The sequence below is a fragment of the Longitalea luteola genome (assembly GCF_017356035.1).
GTDB lineage: Bacteria > Bacteroidota > Bacteroidia > Chitinophagales > Chitinophagaceae > Niastella > Niastella luteola.
Genome location: NZ_JAFIQX010000001.1, coordinates 723,101 through 743,102 on the forward strand (window position 1 = coordinate 723,101; position 20,002 = coordinate 743,102).

Consider the following 20,002-nt stretch of genomic DNA (forward strand, 5'->3'; position numbering starts at 1 on the left):
CTATCCGATGGTTGATCCCGCAACATTCAAAGAACTGGCGCTTTCGTTCGAGGGCGTGGAAGAACAACCTCACTTTGAAAAGACCTCTTTCAGGGTGAAGAAAAAGATCTTTGCTACGCATGCTCCCGGCAGCCACCTGATCTGTGTAAAGCTGTCTGAAGTGGATCAATCGGTTTTTTGCGCTATTGATAAAACCGTCATTTACCCGGTTGAGAATAAATGGGGCAAGCAGGGCTGGACATTCGTAGATCTGAAGAAAATACGAAAAACAATATTGAAAGATATTCTTACTACTGCCTATAATGAAATAAAGAACCGGTAACCGGCGTCCGCCATCTAGCTTACGGTTGCGTTGAACCGGAAACCCACACCATGGATGGTTTCAAGCATTATATTGGGATCGGCTTTAAAGTATTTACGCAGCTTGGTCATGAATACATCCATACTTCTTCCCAGGAAATAATCATCTTTACCCCACACGTTCAGTAATACTTCATCGCGTTTTAAAATGTGGTTCGCATGTTCGCACAGGAACTTCAGCAGGTCGGCTTCCTTTTGTGTTAGCGTAAAGGTTTCTGCCGGTGTGTGCAGTTTCAGATCGGTATGGGAGAACCTCATATTGCCGATGCTGAATTCCTGAATACTATCGGCCCGCAGTTTACGTGAGCGACGGATGAATACCTCCATGCGCAGTAACAGTTCCTGCATGCTGAAAGGTTTGGTAATATAATCATCGGCGCCGGTAAGAAAGCCTTTGATTTTGTCTTCTTCCATTGACTTGGCGGTGAGGAACAAAATAGGGACCATGTCGCTTTGCTGGCGGATCTTTCGCGCTACCGTGAATCCATCCTTATTGGGCATCATTACGTCGAGCAGACAAATATCGTATTGTGTTTTATCGAATTTCTCAATGGCGGTTTGTCCGTCGGCACATAAAACCACTTCATAACCTGCGTCCTGCAGGTTGTCTTTTATTACATATCCTAATGACAGGTCGTCTTCGGCCAATAGTACTTTAGCTTTTTTTGTTAGCATGATCAGCTGTTTACAGTTGCTGGAAGAATAAGCCTGAACTCGGTTCCAATACCGGGCAGGCTGTTTATTTTAATAGTGCCATGATGGGCATCGATGATCCGTTTTACAAAGTTTAATCCCAGTCCAAACCCTTTTACATTATGCACGTCGCCGGTGGGCACGCGGTAAAATTTATTGAACAGGCGCTTCTGGTATTTCTTGTCAATGCCAATGCCGTTGTCTTTAACTGAAATGTAAATATTGCCCTCTTCTTGGCCAATGGAAACAATGATGTACGGTTTTGCCGAAAACTTGAGGGCATTTTCCAACAGGTTAACGATGGCCAGTTCCAGGTGCGCCCGGTCGGCAGACAACTCCATGTTATACTGTTCTTCATCGACCTGGATCTTTACTTCTGCTTTTTTCTCATCGATCAGGGGTTGCATTTTGGCAACGGCCTGTTCAATGAGGTCTTTCAACGGCACCTGTTTTTTCTCGATGGTCAGGTCTTTCCTGTCTGACCGCGCGATCTGCAACAGTCTTTCCACCTGGTCCTGCAGGTGCTGCGTTTGATTTGCGATGATGGTGGCATATTTACGTAAGCGATCCGGTTGTGCGGTTATCTTTTCCTGTAACAATACTTCTGCTGATATTTTCATTACGGCCAGCGGTGTTTTGAATTCGTGGGTGAAATTGTTCACGAAATCTTTCTGGATCTCTGCGAGGAACCGCTGCCGGTAGAAGAAGAACAGGATCATGGCCAGTCCGATAAGCACGAGGAAAACAATGGCGCTGCTGATAAACCAGAAATTCATTTGTTGCAGCACATATTTATTGCGGTGCGGAAAATACAGCAAGATATAGCTGAAGGGACGATTGTAAACAGAGAGGTTGATGGTGCTGGGCGGATAACGCGAAGCTGCTGCGGTAATATAGGATGTGTCTTTATAGCGGGTATGCCCGGCGTCATAGTAAGCAATGTATGCATCGGTCAATACATCGAATTCGTTGAGCTCATGTTGCAGGTGGTAGGCGATGGAGTCCTTTGAGTGAAAGTTATCGACGCGCATCAGAAAATAATCGATACTGGGATGTTCGATGAGGTCCTGCAGGTGCGCGCGGCTATTAACCAGGTTCAGGTCTTCATACAGGCCGCGGATGCTTTTGACAACGTTGGTATTAAACGTTTTTTGTTCGAACGAATACACTTTGTTAAGCCAGAATAACTGCACTGTTATGATCAGCATTATTAAAATGCTGGCCAGCAATACCAGCCACCTGAGTGTTGATGAACGCATATTATCTGATAAACTCCCGTAGGCAAATTTGCTACCCATTATGCACAGAATTTTTTCTATCTGGTTAACTGCTTGTTAAGGAAAGTTACGAAGATGGTAACAGCTGGTCAAGGCAAGGGGGATTGTTAATCGCCGGTTAAGCAGGCCGTAAAATTTTTCCCGGGTAATGCATTTGAATACTTTCACATTATCGGAGGCTACAAGGCATAGAGGCACAAGGCAAAAAGCAAAAAAGCACAGAGGTTTACCACACACCATCATCCATTCAATAAAAACATTTAAGTAGGTCGGTTTCTTTAGGGTTTAAACGTCGCTCCGGGTGGGCGGCGTTTTTTTACCTCATCCCAGCCCCGCTCCCCAGCCCCTAAAGGGGGAGTGATAAAGCATTCCGTTTTTTTATTGCCACCGCCGTCTACAAATGGCTGATTGGTACCGGCATGAAGCGATTCACTGTACCAATTGCCAATTCACTGCCTATACAAGCAAAAAGCCCCTCGATGTATCGAGAGGCTTTTCTTATTTACGAATTTCTGTATTTCTATGCTTTCTTAGCCAGTGCCGGTTTCTGAGCGGCAGTTCCTGCTTTGGGTTCTGGAGCAGGCTCACCCAGAGGTTTATCTTTGGCAAAGTCGATCAGGATCGGCGCTGCCACAAAGATAGATGAATAACTACCGGTAACAACACCTATCAACATCGCGAATGCGAAACCTTTGGTTACCTCGCCGCCTACCAGGAACAGGATCAGGATGGTGAGGAACACGGTGAGCGACGTCATGATGGTACGGCTCAGTGTTTCGTTGATCGCTTTGTTAATAATGGTCGTTTTATCGGCGCCGTGCATGGTATGACTGTATTCGCGAATACGGTCGTACACGATCACGGTATCGTTCATCGAGAAACCGATCACGGTCAGTATCGCTGCAATGAAGTGCTGGTCAATTTCAAGCGGGAATGGCACCACATCTTTCAGGAACGAGAACACGGCCAATGTAACCAGTACGTCGTGCAGCAAGGCAACGATGGTTCCAACAGAATATCGCCAGTCCCGGAAACGGATGAAGATATAAAGAGCAATGATCAGCAGTGACCAGAAAGTTGCCCACTGTGCACCTGCTTTCAGGTCATCGGAAATAGTGGGGTTTACCTTGTTGCTGCCTTCCAGTAAACGGGTATTGAAATCCTGCTGGGTGGTTGCTTCCGGCAGGAAAGGTTTCAGTCCGGTGTACAGGGTGCTTTGCACGGCAGAATCAACCGTTAATCCGGTTTCTGCTATACGGTAATCGGTTGTGATATTCAATTTGTTCTCGCCGCCATAGGTCTTAATCACAGGCGTGCTTCCAAACGTTTTTTCCAGCGCATTCCGTACTTCTTCCGCATTCACTTCTTTACCAAAGTTCACTACATAGCTTCTACCACCGCGAAATTCAACACCATACCTGAAACCATGGAAGAAAGAAGCCACACCCAGCAGCAGTACTACAGCAGAAATGGTGTAAGCGATCTTCCGGTATTGAATGAATTTATAAGCGGCATGTTTGAAGATGCGTTTTGATAAAGCGGTAAAGTACTGGAAGTGCCTGTTCTTTTTGGTATAGAAATCGGTGATCAGGCGGGATACCAGGATACCGCAGAACAGCGATAACAGAATACCCAGGATCTGGGTGGTGGCAAAACCTAATACCGGGCCCAAACCATAGATGAACAGAATGATAGCTGTTAACAGGGTAGTGATGTGACCATCGAGAACCGGAGGCAAAGAACGCAGGTAACCGGCTTTAACTGCCTGGGCGTATGTGCTGCCTTTTGACAGTTCTTCCTTGATACGTTCAAAGATGATCACGTTCGTGTCTACCGCCATACCAATGGTTAACACCAGACCGGCAATACCGGGGGCAGTTAAGGTGGCATTCAGGGCGCTCAGTACGCCGATGGTAAACAACAGGTTCAATATAAGGGCGATGTTGGCCACAATACCACCGGTATTGTAATAAACCAGCATCAGAATGAATATTACCAGGAATGAAATAGCGAAGGCCATGATACCGCCGTTTACGGCCTGCTCACCGAGGGTGGGACCAACCACCTGCTCCTGTACAATGACGGCAGGAGCTTCCAGTTTCCCGGCTTTCAGGATGTTGGCCAGGTCATTGGCTTCTTCTATCACCAGTTGCTGGTTCTTGCCGCCTGAACCCATCGTAATGCGGGAGTTACCGCCTTCGATCTTTTGAATTACGTTGGGAGCGCTGTAAACGATATCATCGAGCACGATAGCGATGGGTTTGCCTACGTTCTTTTCGGTCATGCGGGCCCAGTTCTTGGCGCCGCTGGCATTCATTTCCATGGCAACTGCCACCTCGTTGGTAACCTGGTCAAATTCCTGGCGGGCGTCTACGATCGCATCACCTTCCAGTTCTGCGCGGTCTCTGCCGGGAACGGTCTTGATGGCGTACAGCCTGAGGAAATTGCTCAATTTGCCATCGTCGTCGCGGTCTTGTTTGCCCCACAGGAACTTAATGTTCGAAGGGAAGGCGTTGCGAACAGCAGGGATGTTCAGGTACCTGTTCACCGCGCCGGTATCAGACAACAGGGCCAGACCCAGTGAAGGAGAATAGCTCACCTTGCCGGTTTGCGGATCCTGTTGCGGTGGAATGAATTTTATTTTGCTGGCCAGGATGTTACGGCTGGCGGCAGATGTGTCTTTTTTGGTAGAATCGATGGCGCCGGTTGAATCAAGTTTTGTGTATGACAGGTAGTCATCGAGCGCTTTAGACGCGTTCATCACAGAATTTGAAAGCTCTTCGAGGGTATAAACCTCCCAGAATTGCAGGTTGGCGGTCGATTGCAGGTATTTACGAACCCTTTCCGGATCGCTGGCGCCGGCCAGTTCTACAGTGATAATACCTTTGTTCTCATCAAGGCTGATGTTAGGTTGCGCTACACCGAACTTGTCAATACGTTTGCGCAGCACCTGGAAGGTCTGGCTCATAGCGGCTTTCGCCTGCTCGTAGATGTAGTCTAACACCCGGTTATCGGAAGCTGTAGGGCTCAGTTTGTTGTTGGCGTTGGCGAACAGGGGGGCCAGTTTGCCGCCTGCGTTCTGCTCGCGGTAGGCGTTGGCAAACAGATCGATAAAGTTTTGATCGCTGGTTAATTTTCTTCTTTGGGCTTCAGCGATCGCTTTCAGTAACTGTGGATCTTTGGGGTTGTTAGCCAGGCCTTTAATGAGACCGTCGAGGGCTACATCCATCGTTACGTTGATACCACCTTGCAGGTCAAGACCCAGCAACAGTTCGCTTTCTTTAGCTTTCTGGTAGGTTTGTCCCCACCAGGTAATTTTTTTGTCTCTTGAAGCAGTCAGCAAGCTGTCGAGATAAGCGTCGCGTGCATTGTCCACGGTGTCTTTGTATAAAGCCCGGGCTTCGGTGTTGGTGGGGTACTTTTGGGCAGGAGTAAGGGGATAGGTCCGTTTTACATAGGCATCTGCTTTTTTACCCATTTCTTTTTCGTGCTGGTTAACAAACCAGGTAAACGAAAGCTGGTATAAAGAGATCAGGATCAACAGACCTGCAAAAATGCTAACCAGTGCTCTCATTGGATTGTGTCATTTATTTTTTTAGAGTTGGCAAAGATAGTGTTTTCGGTCAGGAAACAATAGGGTTACAGGTTACAAGTTACAGGTTTCACGGGGGATTCAGGCTTTAAACGGGGTATTTTGGAACTAAAAACGAGTTTTAGTGAGAAATATGCGTGTCGGGCTAAAATTTTCACTTACGGAAGGATCTGCACTATTTCGGAAAAGCGGAGTTGTTCAGTTGTTCGGGGCCGGTTGGTGAGGAATTTTGCAATTCTTATAAGTTTTTGGCCATGAAGGCCCTGTAACCTGAAACCTGCAACCCGTAACAGCCCGCGCATTTTTCAATTTTCTAATATTTCAGGGCGGCACATTTTCAGATAAGTACATTAGCACATTTGCAGTACTTTTGCGGCACAAAAAAATTACCAACCTAATTTTAGTATGCAACTATCATCCCGTTTACAGTTATTCAACGAGCCGGAAACCTTGAAGATGGCTAAGTTGGGCCGTGAATTGCGCGCCAAAGGAATTGATGTGATCGACCTGAGCCTGGGCGAACCAGATTTTGATACCCCTGCGCATATTAAGGAAGCTGCCAAGAAGGCAATTGATGACAACTGGAGCCACTATACACCGGTAGCCGGTTATCCTGAATTGCGTGAAGCGGTTTGTACCAAGCTGAAGCGTGATAATAACCTGAACTATAAGCCTGAAAATATTATTGCTTCCACCGGCGCCAAACACAGCCTGGCCAATGCGGTATTTGCTACGGTGAGCAAAGGCGATGAAGTGATCATCCCTACGCCTTACTGGGTTACTTACTCCGAGATCGTGAAACTGGGCGAAGGCGTTGTGAAACTGGTGCCTACTTCTTTGAAGAACAAGTACAAGATCACTCCTGCTGAGCTGGAAGCTGCCATCAGCGATAAAACAAGGCTGTTCATTTTCTCTTCACCCTGTAACCCGAGTGGAAGCGTGTACAGCAAAGCCGAGCTGGAAGGCCTGGCCAATGTATTCAAAAAATATCCCAACTGTTATATCCTGTCTGACGAAATTTATGAATACATCAATTTCGTAGGCAAACACGAGAGCATCGCGCAGTTCGAAGAACTGAAAGACCGCGTTATCGTTCTGAATGGTTTAAGTAAAGGTTTTGCCATGACCGGTTACCGGTTAGGTTACCTGGCCGCTCATCCTGATGTGATCAAAGCCTGTGAGAAATTACAGGGTCAGTTCACCAGCGGTACCAACAGTATCACCCAGCGTGCCGCTATCACGGCTTTAACTACCGATCTGAAACCTTCCATGGATATGACCAAAGAGTTCGAGCGTCGTAAAAAACGCGTTATTGAACTGATGAGCGCTATTCCTGGTTTGACTTTCGCTGAGCCGGATGGTGCGTTCTATGTATTCCCCACTGTAAGCTCTTACTTTGGCAAGAGCGACGGCGAGGAAACTATCAAAGATGCGGATGACCTGTGTATGTACCTGCTGAACAAAGCGCATGTAAGTACCGTTACCGGTCGCGCTTTTGGTGAGCCTACCGCTATCCGGATCTCTTTTGCCAACAGCATGGAAAAGATCGAAGAAGCCTGGAAGCGCATCACTGCTGCTTTGGCGAAGCTGAAATAGTGATAAGTAGATTACAAGGTAATATCACCCCGGTAACGGTTCAAACGTTGCCGGGGTTTTTTTGTTTTCCAATATGTTATAAATCATACGTATTTTTAACTGTCAGGGGACTATAAATTTATATGGAACAAATAGCTAAAGCATTACAACTCAAAATAGAGTTGGATAAACTGCGTCCCATAGACGAGGAGCGTGAAGCCATCATTATGCAAAAGCTTCGGCTAGATTGGGATTACCATTCCAATCACTTGGAAGGAAATTCCCTGACCTATGGTGAAACAAAGGCGCTTATTTTGTTTGGTATTACTGCGCAGGGTAAACCTTTACATGACCATCTGGAAATAACCGGTCATGACGAAGCCATAAAGTGGGTAACAGAAATTGTAAAGGATGATTATCCGATAACAGAAGTGTTTATTCGGGAGCTTCATAAATTACTTTTGAAAGAACCGTATGAGCGGAAAGCGGTTACTGCTGATGGAAAGGAAACTACGAAGAGAATTGAAATAGGCAAATACAAGTCGGTGCCCAATCACGTTTTAACGAGAACTGGTGAAATATTCCGGTTTGCTACACCAGAAGAGACACCTGCTAAGATGCAGGAATTGATTCAATGGTACCGGCAAAAAAAAGACGCGCGGGATACTAACCCGGTTATACTTGCCGCCGAATTTCATTACAAATTTATTCTCATTCATCCCTTCGATGATGGCAATGGTAGAGTAGCTCGCATATTAATGAATTTCATTTTAATGCAGTATGGATTTCCGCCGGCGATTATTAAAACAGATGACAAGAGTAATTACTTTTCCGCCTTGCAACAAGCAGATAGCGGGAGTTATGAACCATTTTTTGATTACATCGCTAAAAATCTGGTGCGTTCACTAGAGATTATGATTGCGGGTGCAAGAGGAGAAATTATTGAGGAACCGGATGATCTGGATAAGGAGATAGCTTTGCTGGAGCAAAAGTTAAAGGGGGTTGGGAAAAAGTTAGAGCTCGAAAAAACACGTGAAGCAATTATCGATGTATTTGAAAATTCAATTAAGAAGCTATATAAAGCTTTTATTGAAACTTGTAGCAAATTTGACAGGTTTTACTCAACGACAGAATATAATATTTCGGTTATTAATAATGATGAGCATTCTGATATAAAGACCGATCAACTTGCTAATGTAAATGCTTTTCTAAAGAAAGACACAAATTCAGTAATATTTCATTATGGTTATGAGGGCTTTAATCGTTCTGGTTTTGGATATTTTAATTATACAAGCAATATTGTATTTGAGTTCAAATATGGGAATTATGTAGTAAGTGTTCCAAAGAGAAGAATTGAATACTTATATGGAGAACAGCTAACCGAAAAGGAAATAAATGATTTCGTACAAACCGAAGCAAGACGACATATGGATTTTATTACCCAAAAGCTGAAAGAGGGGCAGAATTATATCAGTTAACTCTGGTCATTTGTGTCACGACGACATTTCAAGCCATAGTATTCGTTTTTGCCGTATATTTAGTAGCTTAAAACGAACGCTTCCATGATGAAACAAACCTTGTTTGGGCTGGCTGTTTTTGCTGCTAATCTCTCTTTTGCCCAACCCAAAGATTATCCCGTACAGGGCGTGAATTTTACGGCGGTTCAGTTTACCGATAATTTCTGGCTGCCGCGGATGAAGATCAATCACACCGTGACCATTCCTGCTTCTTTTGCCCGTTGCGAAAGTACCGGCCGTATTAAGAACTTTGAAATGGCCGCTGCCAAAAGCGGAAAGTTCTGTACTACGTTTCCTTTCGATGATACCGATATTTACAAAACCATAGAAGGCGCTTCTTTTTCGCTAAGCCTGTTCCCCGATAAAAAGCTCGAAGCCTACATTGACTCCCTGATCGATAAGGTGGCCAAAGCACAGGAGCCCGATGGCTATCTGTACACCGCCCGTACCATTAACCCGCAGGCGCCGCATGCCTGGGCCGGTGCAGAAAGATGGGTGAAAGAAAGGGAGCTCAGCCATGAACTGTATAATTCCGGCCATTTATACGAAGCCGCCTATGCGCATTATTATGCTACCGGTAAAAAGAACCTGCTGAATATTGCCCTTAAAAATGCAGATCTCGTGTGTGCTGTGTTCGGGCCAAACAAAAAGCGCGTTGCGCCTGGTCATGAAATAGTTGAAATGGGACTCGTGAAGCTGTACCGCATCACCGGTAAGCCCGAATACCTGCAAACCGCCAAATTCTTTATTGAAGAACGCGGACATTATAACGGATACGATGCCAAAAATAAAGATCCGTGGAAGAATGGGTCTTACTGGCAGGATCATCTGCCGGTGGCAGATCAGCGGGAGGCTGTAGGCCATGCGGTGCGGGCTGCTTACCTGTATGCTGCGGTGGCCGATGTGGCTGCTTTAACGGGTGATGAAAAACTGCTGCTGGCCATTGATTCCATCTGGCAGAACGTCGTTGCCAAAAAGATCTATGTGCAGGGCGGGCTGGGGGCCATTCCCTCCGGTGAACGGTTTGGTGAGAATTATGAGCTGCCCAATGCCACGGCTTATAACGAAACCTGTGCGGCCATTGCCGGCGTATACTGGAACTACCGCATGTTCCTGCTGCATGGCGATTCAAAATATATGGATGTGCTGGAAAAAATGTTGTACAACGGCCTGATCAGCGGCGTAGGGCTCGATGGTAAATCGTTCTTTTATACCAATGCCATGCAGATCAGGAACCATTATTCGCACCACAGCATGGAACCGGCCCGCTCAGGCTGGTTTGAATGTTCGTGCTGCCCCACCAACCTCACCCGCCTGATCCCCTCCATCCCGGGTTATGTATATGCACAGAAAGGCGATGCCGTGTATGTAAACCTGTTTGTATCGGGCAAAGCAACCCTGCAGGTGCATGGTAAACCGGTGAATATTGTACAACAGAACAATTACCCATGGAATGGTGACCTCCAGTTTACTGTTTCTCCTGCAAAAAGCGATGCGTTCAGCCTGCTGGTGCGTATTCCGGGCTGGGCCCGCAACGAGGCCATCCCATCTGACCTGTACAGTTTCAGAGGGGATCAGTCAACCAGGCCGGCTATTACCATAAACGGACAACCGGTAGACTATACCCTCGAAAAAGGCTATGCTGTAATCAAACGTACCTGGAAAAAAGGCGATGTGCTGAAGGTAGACCTGCCGATGGAAGTTCGCCGCGTGGTGGCCAATGAAAAAGTAAAAGACGATCTGGGTAAAGTGGCCTTACAGCGCGGTCCGCTGATCTATTGCGCCGAATGGGCCGATAACGATGGCAAAGCGGCTAATATCCTGATACCTGCTGATGCCAGCTTTCAAACGTCATTCAAACCGGATCTGTTGAACGGAGTGGAAGTATTGCAGACCGTAGCACCCGTGATCACGGTAGATGAAAACGCACAAACGGTGTCTACCACCCGAAAAAAGATTACAGCCATTCCTTATTATGCCTGGGCTAACCGCGGCAAAGGGGAGATGATGGTTTGGTTTCCTGAGAAGATCAGGGCTATCGATATTATTTCGATGGATGATCATCCGGTTATAAAGGGTAAGTAAATTCATTTAAGTGGTTAGTGGAATTTGGCTAGTGGTAAGTGGCTAGTAGCTGGCAGGGCTCAAATTCGCAACTCACCTTTGATCCTCTTGCAGCCATTACAGATGGCATATTGCTGCGTGCCGCCGGCCTGTATTTCCTACCCGTCACTAGTTACTTGTTACTCGCTATTTCCACGAGCGGTTTCCTGCTCGCCACTTGCTATTTGTAACCAGCTTACCATTGGCATAGATTTTATTTATCTGCTATGTAATACCTTATCCGTTTCTTCCACTCTAAAAAAAATCATCAATGAAAAGCGGAACGATAAAGTCAGTGATCGACGTAAACTGGTTTATGGTAGCACCTGGCATATGGGGATTGCGCGATGCTTTTGTAAACATGTATTTCATTCATAATGCTGTTGATAAAAAATGGGTGCTGGTTGATGCCGGACTAAAGCGGTCAGCCTCCAAGATCAAGGAACTGGCTGAATACCTCTTCTGGCCCGAGTCAACACCGGCTGCCATTATTTTAACGCATGGACATTTCGATCATGTAGGTTCTGTGCTGGAACTCGCCAAGGAATGGGAAGTTCCGGTGTTTGCCCATTTGATGGAACTGCCGTATTTGTCGGGGCTGTCGTCTTACCCACCGCCCGATCCCTGGGCCGGCGGTGGCTTAATGACAGTAATGTCACCTGTATTCCCGAAAGGACCGATCAATATCAGCGATCATATTCAGTTATTACCCGAAGATGGAAGTCTGCCCTACCTGCCAGACTGGAGGTATATTCATACGCCGGGGCATTCACCCGGGCATATCAGCCTGTTCAGACGCCGTGACCGGGTATTACTGGCGGGTGATGCATTTGTAACTACCCGGCAGGAATCGGTTTGGTCGGTGATGATGCAAACTAAAAAGATCACAGGCCCGCCGCGATATTTCACCAGCGACTGGAAGGCAGCCGCTAAATCGGTTAAAACGCTTGCAGCCCTGGAGCCGGATATAGTGGCGACAGGTCACGGGCAGCCAATGAAGGGGGAAGAAATGCGGAAAATGCTCCACAATCTGGCAAATAATTTCAAGGAAATAGCGGTTCCTGCACATGGCCGTTATACCAGAGAAGCGGCCGTTGCCGATGAAGGCGGCGTAACCTATATTCCCAAGCCGGTGAGCAAGGTAGCGCCCGGGGTTGCAGTAGCTGCTGGAGTAGCAGTGCTGGCATTAACGGCGTGGTATGTTTATAAAAGCAGGAAAGCAAATTCAATTTGATAATTTGATAATTTGATAATTCGATAATGCTTTAAAATCGTGAGGTCCGATATTTTGCGGGCTTTTCGTATTAAGGCATTATCACATTATCACATCATCACATCATCACATCAGCTAATTTTCGTTCGCTTTAATTTTAGCAGCAAGCCCTATTAATGTTTCATGCAACGTTATTACCTGCGGTATCACCGCCTGTTGCTCATCGTTATATACAACAAAATCGCATAGCCGCATTTTGATCACTTCCTGAATTTGTTTACCCATGCGGGCGAGTACCTGGTCGCGGGTAGAACCATCCCGTCTCATAGCACGTAGAATACGCAATGGAGTAGGGGCAGAAACCCCGATTATATAATCCAGCTGATCCTGGGAGCCGCTTTCAAAGATCAGGGCCGCTTCCTTTATGGCATAAGGGGTGGTTTGTTTATGCATCCATTGTTCGGCATCCCGTATCGTGGCCGGGTGAACCAGAGAGTTCAGCAGTTCAAGCTTTTCTTTATCATTGAACACCTGGCTGGCGATATAAGGCCGGTCGAGCTGGTTGTTCTTGTAGGCCGCCGGACCGAAATGCCGGATGATCTGTTGCTGTAACAGCTCATCATCATTCATGATGCGTTTGGCGGCCTCGTCGGCATAGTATACCGGTATACCCAGCACTTCAAATACTTTGGCCACTGTGCTTTTGCCACTGCCGATACCACCGGTTAGTCCAATACGTAGGGTCATAGATGCAGGTTTGGGATTGCAAGTTACAGGTTACAGGTTACAAGTTGCCGGTTACAGGTTGCCGGTTGCCGGTTACCGGTTGCAAGTTACAGGTTGCAAGTTACAGGTTACAGGTTGCAAGTTACTGGTTACAGGTTACAAGTTGCCGGTTGCCAGTTACCGGTTGCCGGTTACCAGTTACCGGTTACCAGTTACCGGTTACCAGTTACCGGTTACCGCCGGTTACCAGTATCGGTTGCCAGTTACCGGTTGCCGGTTACCGGTTGCCGTCTGCCGTTTCAGGCACAAAAAAGCCCCCCGCAATGGGCGGAAGGGCTTGCTATATATTTATCCGCTGTCCTTAAGAGCCGGGAGTTTTATCTCCCTTTTAGGGCGTGGGATGAAATCACTTGGCTGGAGTAGCAGCTGCTGTTTTATTTACGTTGGCAGTCATCTCCATAGAGATGGCGCTTTTTTCCACTTTCATATAGCTGCCGGGGCTGGTTTCCAGATCAATGGTTCCATCGATATTCAGTTTTTTTACGCGGCCATGGATACCGGCAATAGTAACGATTTTATCACCTTCCTGTAAATTCTCCTGGAATGATTTGGCCTGCTTTGCTTTTTTAGCCTGCGGACGGATCATAAATAACCAGAATACGAGGATCATACCTACTAAAAGGATCAACTGCATGTACCCGGCGCCGCCACCCTGAGCCTGCAATAAATAAACTAAAAGAGTCATTGTTATGTGAATTTGAATATTTAAAAATTTAAGCTAAGCAACTAAAGTACGTACGAAATGTGATAATTCGATAATTTGATGATGTGATAATGGCCTTATATGAAAAGCCTGCAAAATATCGGCCCCATGAATTTAATGCATTATCTAATTATCATATTATCACATTATCACATTAGCTAATCAGGTTTTAGGTTTCACCACTTCAACATCAAAATGCACCTTATGGTTCTGTGTGCCTTTCGTGTTGGCGTCTACAAAGATGTCCTTGCTGTTATGTCCTTCCCGGCCATCGCTGTTGAAAGAAGCTTTGATCACACCTTCAGCACCCGGTGCAATGGGCTCTTTGGGTGGCTCGGCGGCTGTACAGCCGCAACCAGGCCGAACGGCCAGGATGATCAGGGGTTTATCGCCTGTATTCCGGAAACGGAAAGAAACATCCAGTTTTTGCCCTTCATTGATCTTGCCATAATCCCTGGTTGAATCGATCCATTCTATGGTCGTGAATTTGCTGCTGTCGAGCGCCTCTTTGGGAACCGCAGCCGCGCCATGTGGCGCTTTGTCGGCATAATCACAGCCAATGACGGAGGCTGCTACAACTAAGGCCAAAAAGTATTTCATCTGGGAACTAATTTTTGCAAATCTAATCATTGCCGCCCAATCAGGAAGGTTTATTCACTGATGAGGGTGATTGTGTTGCATTGGGTGAAAAAGCCACCTTATGCATTTGATTATCCCGTACCAGGTCCTTATGTATATTATCCAGGATACCATTTACAAACTGACCGCTTTGCTGGGTGCTGTATTCCTTGGCCAGGTCGATGTACTCGTTAATGGTAACTTTCGGGGGAATGGTCTCAAAGAACAGGAACTCGCATACGCCCATGCGCATTAAGATCATATCCAGTGATGCAATACGGTCAGGATCCCAGTTCTTGAGTTTGGGTTTAATATATTGAAGCGCGAGGTCTTTTTTCTCGAGGGTGGTTTGCAGCAGATTCTTCGCAAACTGCCATTTCTCTTTGCTCAGCAATTCCTGGAAATTGTAAGCGGCCGGTTTGCTCAGGAAGTTCTGCATCAGCACTATCAGCATTTCCGCATCATCGTCCCAGTTGGAGAAATATTCTTCAATATAACTGGTAAACGTTTCATTGGGCAGTAACAGGGTGTCGAAGATGTATTCCAGGATCTCCTTTTCATCTTTTTTATCACGGCCCTGGATGGCAATGTACTGCTGGTATTTCTCCGAATCAACGAGCTCCAGGTAAATTTTGCGCAGCAATTCTGCATTTACCAGTTGCTCGGGTTTATCCTCTTTTACAGCTTGTTTGTAAGAAGGATGATCGAGGATCTTCCATAACAATTCATTGCCGGCTAATTTGATATTAACGTTCAGGTCTTCTTTCGTTGGCAAGTGTTTCGAAGCGCGGTTGCGGGCATCGGTTTCCGCATAACGGGCCACTTCGGTGAGAAAATGGATCAAATAAATAAAAAGCTGCCGGGTTTGATCAAAGTGCTTCTGTAAAACTTTCACGGTATCAACAGGCTTAGTGGGCATTTCTCCGCCTGACTCTGCAAACTGACTTTCTACAGAATAGATGGTTTGCATAACTTTCACACGAATATTTCTTCTACTGATCATCTTGCAAGAACTTGTTTTTGAGGGCACAAAGCTATGCGATTTACCGGGTACCCCCAAAATCGTGTTCATGAACTTTAGAATATTCCCTATTTCTTGTTCAACGACAATATATTGGAGCAGAACCGGTTGGATCGCTGCAAAAATGGCATACCGAAAAACAATCAGGTCCATGAATTGTTCCCGGTTTCTGCCATACTTAACCAAAAACGCTGAAAAAATGACCTTTAGGAAAGGATTGGTATAAAATTCGTTTACTTTTGCCGCCCGGCTTTTTGGCAGGGCCACCCAGTTTTTGGGAAAATCATATCCTCTATTACATCATCTAAAATCAAAAATTAATACACTATGGCTAAGAAAGTAGAAGCTATAAACGTTACCCCACTGCATGACAGGGTAATTGTTAAACCAGCTAAAGCGGAAGAGAAAACCGCCGGTGGTATCATCATCCCGGATACTGCTAAGGAAAAGCCTCAGCGTGGTACAGTAGTAGCTGCCGGTCCTGGAAAAAAAGATGAGCCGGTTACTGTAAAAGTTGGTGACGTAGTTCTGTATGGCAAATATGCAGGAACTGAGATCCAGATCGAAGGCGATGACCTGTTGATCATGCGTGAAAGCGACATCTTAGCAATCGTATAGTCAATTAGCTAATGGGATAATGTGATAAGTTGATAATGCTCCAAGGTCGAGCAGTTCCTCTTGAAAGTAAGGCTCAGGCGTAAGCATTCCGTAAAGCCTGTATTCAATTATCACATTATCGAATTATCAAATTATCAAATTAATAAATTAACGAGATATGGCAAAACAACTTTTCTTCGACATCGACGCCCGTAATAAAATGAAAAAAGGTGTCGATACCCTGGCCAATGCTGTAAAAGTGACCTTAGGTCCCAAAGGCCGTAATGTGGTTCTGGAGAAAAAATTCGGTGCTCCTGCTGTAACAAAAGATGGTGTAACCGTAGCTAAAGAAATTGAACTGGAAGATCCCATTGAAAATATGGGTGCTCAAATGGTAAAAGAAGTAGCTTCTAAGACCGCCGACATCGCCGGTGACGGAACCACTACTGCTACCGTTCTCGCACAAGCTATCATCAGCGAAGGTTTGAAAAACGTAGCTGCTGGTGCTAACCCAATGGACCTGAAACGCGGTATCGATAAAGCTGTTGAAACAGTTATCGAAAACCTGCAAGGTCAATCACAGCCTGTTGGTATCGACAGCAAAAAGATCCAACAAGTTGCTTCTATCTCTGCTAACAACGACGAAAACATTGGTAAACTGATCGCTGAAGCTTTCTCCAAAGTAGGTAAAGAAGGTGTTATCACTGTAGAAGAAGCTAAAGGTACCGATACTACTGTAGAAGTAGTTGAAGGTATGCAGTTCGACCGTGGTTATACATCTGCTTATTTCGTTACCAACAGCGAAAAAATGCAGGCTGAACTGGAGAACCCATACATCCTGATCTACGACAAGAAGATCAGCGCTATGAAAGATATTCTGCACATTCTCGAAAAGGTAGCTCAAAGCGGCCGTCCTTTACTGATCATTGCAGAAGAACTGGAAGGCGAAGCACTGGCTACTCTCGTAGTTAACAAATTACGTGGCACCCTGAAAGTAGCTGCTGTTAAAGCTCCTGGTTTCGGCGACCGTCGTAAAGAAATGCTGCAGGATATCGCTATCCTTACCAAAGGTATCGTTATCAGCGAAGAGCAGGGTTACAAACTGGAAGGTGCCGACCTGACTTACTTAGGCCAGGCTGCTTCTGTCACTATCGATAAAGACAACACTACTATCGTAGGTGGTAAAGGCAAAAAAGATGATATCAACGCCCGCATCAACCAGATCAAAGCTCAGATCGAAGTAACTACTTCTGACTACGATAAAGAGAAATTACAGGAACGCCTGGCTAAATTAAGCGGTGGTGTTGCTGTATTGTACGTAGGTGCTGCTACCGAAGTTGAAATGAAAGAAAAGAAAGACCGCGTTGATGATGCCCTGCACGCTACCCGCGCTGCTGTTGAAGAAGGTATCGTTCCCGGCGGTGGTGTTGCTTACATCCGTGCTATCGCCGGTTTGAATAAACTGAAAGGTATCAACGAAGATGAGAACACCGGTATTGCCATTGTAAAACGCGCTATTGAAGAGCCGCTGCGCCAGATCGTTGCCAACTGCGGTATCGAAGGCAGCATCGTTGTACAAAAAGTAAAAGAAGGTGAAAATGATTATGGTTTCAATGCACGCGCTGAGAAATATGAGAACCTGCTCCGCGCCGGTGTAATTGATCCTACTAAAGTTACCCGTATTGCACTGGAAAACGCCGCTTCAATTGCCGGTATGGTGCTCACTACTGAGTGCGTAATTGCCGACAAACCGAAGAAAGAAGAACCCCATGTACATGGCGGTGGCGCTCCTGGTATGGGTGGCATGGATTATTAATATCCCCCGGCCCCCTAAAGGGGGTGAGTTGGAAAATAACAGGCCCTCCGGAATACCGGGGGGCTTTTTTGCTTACCTGTGAGCTTTCACGGCTGCTTTTCCCGTTTCACGCTTTTATTTCGTAACTTATACGCAATCAAAATTGCAGCCATGAAACATATTGCCTGGTGTTTGCTCCTGCTGTGCCAGTGCGCCCTTGGTCAAAACAAAGAAGATGATCAGAATACAGTTACGGGAAATCCTTATTTACTAAAAGAATGGTGTGATGGCGTAGTGCGTTTTACAAGCGGTCGTACAGTGACCCAGTTCAAGCTGAAATTCGATTGTTTAAAGAATATGCTGTTGCTTCAGTTCAACGGCAGTGCCTTTGCCACCGAAAGTAAAGTGCAGGAATTTGTAATGTATCCCAGGAATAAAGACTCCATTCTCTTTCGCCGCGGATATCCTGCTACGGATAAGACTACAGAACAAACTTTTTTCAATGTGTTGCTGCAGGATCAGGTATCTCTGCTTCGCCTGGTTACCCGCAACATCATAGAAGAAAAGCAACTGGTTGCTGTTAGCGGCCGCATGAACCGCCGCCTGGAAGAAGCGGAATATTATTACCTGTTCACGAATGGTCAGCTGCACCAACTGCCGGCCAACCGGAATGAACTGCCTGCTGCCTTTGCAGATAAAAAAGAGCCTGTAGCCCGGTTTATAACCAGCCGGCAACTCAAAATGCATTCGCCCGAAGATTACGTACTGGTGGTGAAAAAATATAATGAGCTATTGGCAGCACAATAAACCAGTAATAAATAATTAAGCATTCCTCCCGCGGTGAGGAATGCTTTAATTAACAGGTTCCGGCCTGATCCCTGATCTGTCTGGGTTACACCGGGCGCAACATAAAATGTGTATAGCCCTTATTTTGTTTGGCAGGCACCTGTCGTGTAAGGATAAACGGTTTCTGATCATCAGGCGAGCGTTACCTTACCAGCATATACGCTATCGGAAACATCTGATCGGTCTTCCGATATAAAGGCAACCCAGGTGTGCACGGTCTGGCCGCTAAAACCTGGCAGTTCCAGGTCTGCAGTGCCTGCACTACGCGGAGGGCCTTCTACTGTATATGCGCTTACCTTCATGGCTTCGCAATACGCCACGAGGATGGCTTTGTCGCCGGGCCTGGATCGACCCACACCACTTTTGGTGGTCCAGGTAAATGTAACTGTATCAGTTTTTGCAGATGAAGCATCGGCTTTAAAGAGCTGCCTGATCTCACCGCGGCATATTTCTACCAGGCTATAGTCAATGGTATAGTCCGGATGATTGCCGCTGAGCGCATTTTTAAGCAGGTTTCTTACCGATGCATTGTACCCGGTCATTTTGACCGTTAAGTCGCGGTAACCCAGGGTTACCACTTCTTTGATGGTACGCATGAACTGATTGGCTACTGCCATTTTAAGCCTTTGCTCCAGCTGTTTCTGTGTAGCGGGCTTTTTTGATTTTGATGGACGCCCTTTTACAACGGTTTTTTCTTTCCAGGACGAGAAACTGATGTTCCCGATTTTTCCCGAAACGTTACCGAGAGGTCCTTGTTTTACTTGTGCCATAATACGTGAAGTTAAAAGGTGAACAATTGGGTTTACTAACGGAAACGGCCCCTGGTGTAACCGGTATTTCCAGTGGTTCCGATTTCCACAGCAAACATACGGAGCCCGGAAAGAGGCGATTCCGGTTTACCAACTTAGACCAACTTAAATCAACTTAGACCAACTTATGTCCCTTTCTGACGTTTATGTCGCGTTTTTGAAGTTTTATACAGCTGTTACAGCATTTATGCTGAGACAGTACTCATATTACAGATGAGCTATAAGGCTTTTACCTTTTGTTTACCTCCTGGTTACCTCTGTATTTCGCAATTAGCTGACTTGCAACAAGTCAATTTCTATTTCTTTACCCTTTGTTTACCTCCTGGTTACCTCCTGCTTAGGTATTCACTAGGTTTTCTTTACCTTTTCTTTACCTCTTTTTCTCCTGTTTATTACCACTGCCTGCCTGTTCGTTTCCTTTTCTTTTGATTACCTTTTTGTTCGCGTTATATTACCTTTTCTTTTTCATTACCTTTTTTGTACCTAAGGGGTAAACA

The 20,002-nt window shown here is 46.0% G+C and carries 16 protein-coding genes; 8 read left to right on the forward strand and 8 right to left on the reverse strand.

Annotated elements, in window-relative coordinates; all coding sequences use genetic code 11:
- The first annotated feature begins 7 nt into the window (after window positions 1-7).
- Window positions 8-322, forward strand: a complete 315-nt coding sequence (locus JUB15_RS02715) for an MmcQ/YjbR family DNA-binding protein (protein ID WP_207510779.1) — start codon at window positions 8-10, stop codon at window positions 320-322.
- 14 nt (window positions 323-336) lie between these two features.
- Here JUB15_RS02715 and JUB15_RS02720 read toward each other — a convergent pair whose 3' ends face one another.
- The 3 genes from JUB15_RS02720 to secDF all read right to left on the reverse strand — a co-directional run bounded on the left by JUB15_RS02720 (window position 337) and on the right by secDF (window position 5,904).
- Window positions 337-1,035, reverse strand: coding sequence for a response regulator transcription factor (locus JUB15_RS02720; RefSeq protein ID WP_207510780.1), 699 nt, complete (start codon window positions 1,033-1,035; stop codon window positions 337-339).
- A 2-nt stretch (window positions 1,036-1,037) separates the two neighbouring features.
- Window positions 1,038-2,351: a sensor histidine kinase gene (locus JUB15_RS02725; protein ID WP_207510781.1), complete on the reverse strand. Its 1,314-nt coding sequence runs from the start codon at window positions 2,349-2,351 to the stop codon at window positions 1,038-1,040.
- Between the two features lie 499 nt (window positions 2,352-2,850).
- Window positions 2,851-5,904 carry a protein translocase subunit SecDF gene (secDF, locus tag JUB15_RS02730; RefSeq protein WP_207510782.1) on the reverse strand — a complete coding sequence of 1,018 codons (3,054 nt, stop codon included), beginning with the start codon at window positions 5,902-5,904 and terminating at the stop codon, window positions 2,851-2,853.
- 423 nt (window positions 5,905-6,327) lie between these two features.
- Here secDF and JUB15_RS02735 point away from each other — a divergent pair, with 423 nt between their 5' ends.
- From JUB15_RS02735 to JUB15_RS02750, 4 genes are all read left to right on the forward strand, one after another.
- The gene (locus JUB15_RS02735) at window positions 6,328-7,518 is read left to right on the forward strand and encodes a pyridoxal phosphate-dependent aminotransferase (RefSeq protein WP_207510783.1); all 1,191 of its coding nucleotides are present in this window, start codon (window positions 6,328-6,330) and stop codon (window positions 7,516-7,518) included.
- A gap of 122 nt (window positions 7,519-7,640) precedes the next feature.
- A complete protein-coding gene (locus tag JUB15_RS02740) occupies window positions 7,641-8,975 on the forward strand; it encodes a Fic family protein (RefSeq protein WP_207510784.1) in 1,335 nt (444 codons plus the stop codon).
- Window positions 8,976-9,059: 84 nt separating this feature from the next.
- Window positions 9,060-11,099, forward strand: a complete 2,040-nt coding sequence (locus JUB15_RS02745) for a glycoside hydrolase family 127 protein (RefSeq protein ID WP_207510785.1) — start codon at window positions 9,060-9,062, stop codon at window positions 11,097-11,099.
- A gap of 289 nt (window positions 11,100-11,388) precedes the next feature.
- Window positions 11,389-12,351 (forward strand): MBL fold metallo-hydrolase, encoded by a 963-nt coding sequence (locus tag JUB15_RS02750; RefSeq protein ID WP_207510786.1) that lies wholly within the window; start codon window positions 11,389-11,391, stop codon window positions 12,349-12,351.
- A 114-nt stretch (window positions 12,352-12,465) separates the two neighbouring features.
- On the opposite strand, the gene coaE is transcribed toward JUB15_RS02750, so the two are convergent.
- From coaE to nusB, 4 genes are all read right to left on the reverse strand, one after another.
- Window positions 12,466-13,077, reverse strand: coding sequence for a dephospho-CoA kinase (coaE, locus tag JUB15_RS02755; RefSeq protein ID WP_207510787.1), 612 nt, complete (start codon window positions 13,075-13,077; stop codon window positions 12,466-12,468).
- Between the two features lie 385 nt (window positions 13,078-13,462).
- Window positions 13,463-13,801 carry a preprotein translocase subunit YajC gene (yajC, locus tag JUB15_RS02760; RefSeq protein WP_207510788.1) on the reverse strand — a complete coding sequence of 113 codons (339 nt, stop codon included), beginning with the start codon at window positions 13,799-13,801 and terminating at the stop codon, window positions 13,463-13,465.
- A 180-nt stretch (window positions 13,802-13,981) separates the two neighbouring features.
- Window positions 13,982-14,419 (reverse strand): DUF1573 domain-containing protein, encoded by a 438-nt coding sequence (locus JUB15_RS02765; RefSeq protein ID WP_207510789.1) that lies wholly within the window; start codon window positions 14,417-14,419, stop codon window positions 13,982-13,984.
- A 40-nt stretch (window positions 14,420-14,459) separates the two neighbouring features.
- The gene (gene nusB / locus JUB15_RS02770; protein ID WP_207510790.1) at window positions 14,460-15,440 is read right to left on the reverse strand and encodes a transcription antitermination factor NusB; all 981 of its coding nucleotides are present in this window, start codon (window positions 15,438-15,440) and stop codon (window positions 14,460-14,462) included.
- Window positions 15,441-15,785: 345 nt separating this feature from the next.
- On the opposite strand from nusB, the gene JUB15_RS02775 reads away from it, so the two are divergent.
- The 3 genes from JUB15_RS02775 (at window position 15,786) to JUB15_RS02785 (ending at window position 18,657) form a co-directional block, all read left to right on the forward strand.
- Window positions 15,786-16,076 carry a co-chaperone GroES gene (locus JUB15_RS02775; RefSeq protein ID WP_205513384.1) on the forward strand — a complete coding sequence of 97 codons (291 nt, stop codon included), beginning with the start codon at window positions 15,786-15,788 and terminating at the stop codon, window positions 16,074-16,076.
- Window positions 16,077-16,233: 157 nt separating this feature from the next.
- Window positions 16,234-17,871, forward strand: coding sequence for a chaperonin GroEL (groL, locus tag JUB15_RS02780; protein ID WP_207510791.1), 1,638 nt, complete (start codon window positions 16,234-16,236; stop codon window positions 17,869-17,871).
- Between the two features lie 150 nt (window positions 17,872-18,021).
- On the forward strand, window positions 18,022-18,657 hold the full coding sequence (locus JUB15_RS02785; RefSeq protein WP_207510792.1) for a hypothetical protein: 636 nt from the start codon (window positions 18,022-18,024) through the stop codon (window positions 18,655-18,657).
- 170 nt (window positions 18,658-18,827) lie between these two features.
- On the opposite strand, the gene JUB15_RS02790 is transcribed toward JUB15_RS02785, so the two are convergent.
- The gene (locus tag JUB15_RS02790; RefSeq protein ID WP_207510793.1) at window positions 18,828-19,466 is read right to left on the reverse strand and encodes a DUF6266 family protein; all 639 of its coding nucleotides are present in this window, start codon (window positions 19,464-19,466) and stop codon (window positions 18,828-18,830) included.
- Window positions 19,467-20,002: the final 536 nt, after the last annotated feature.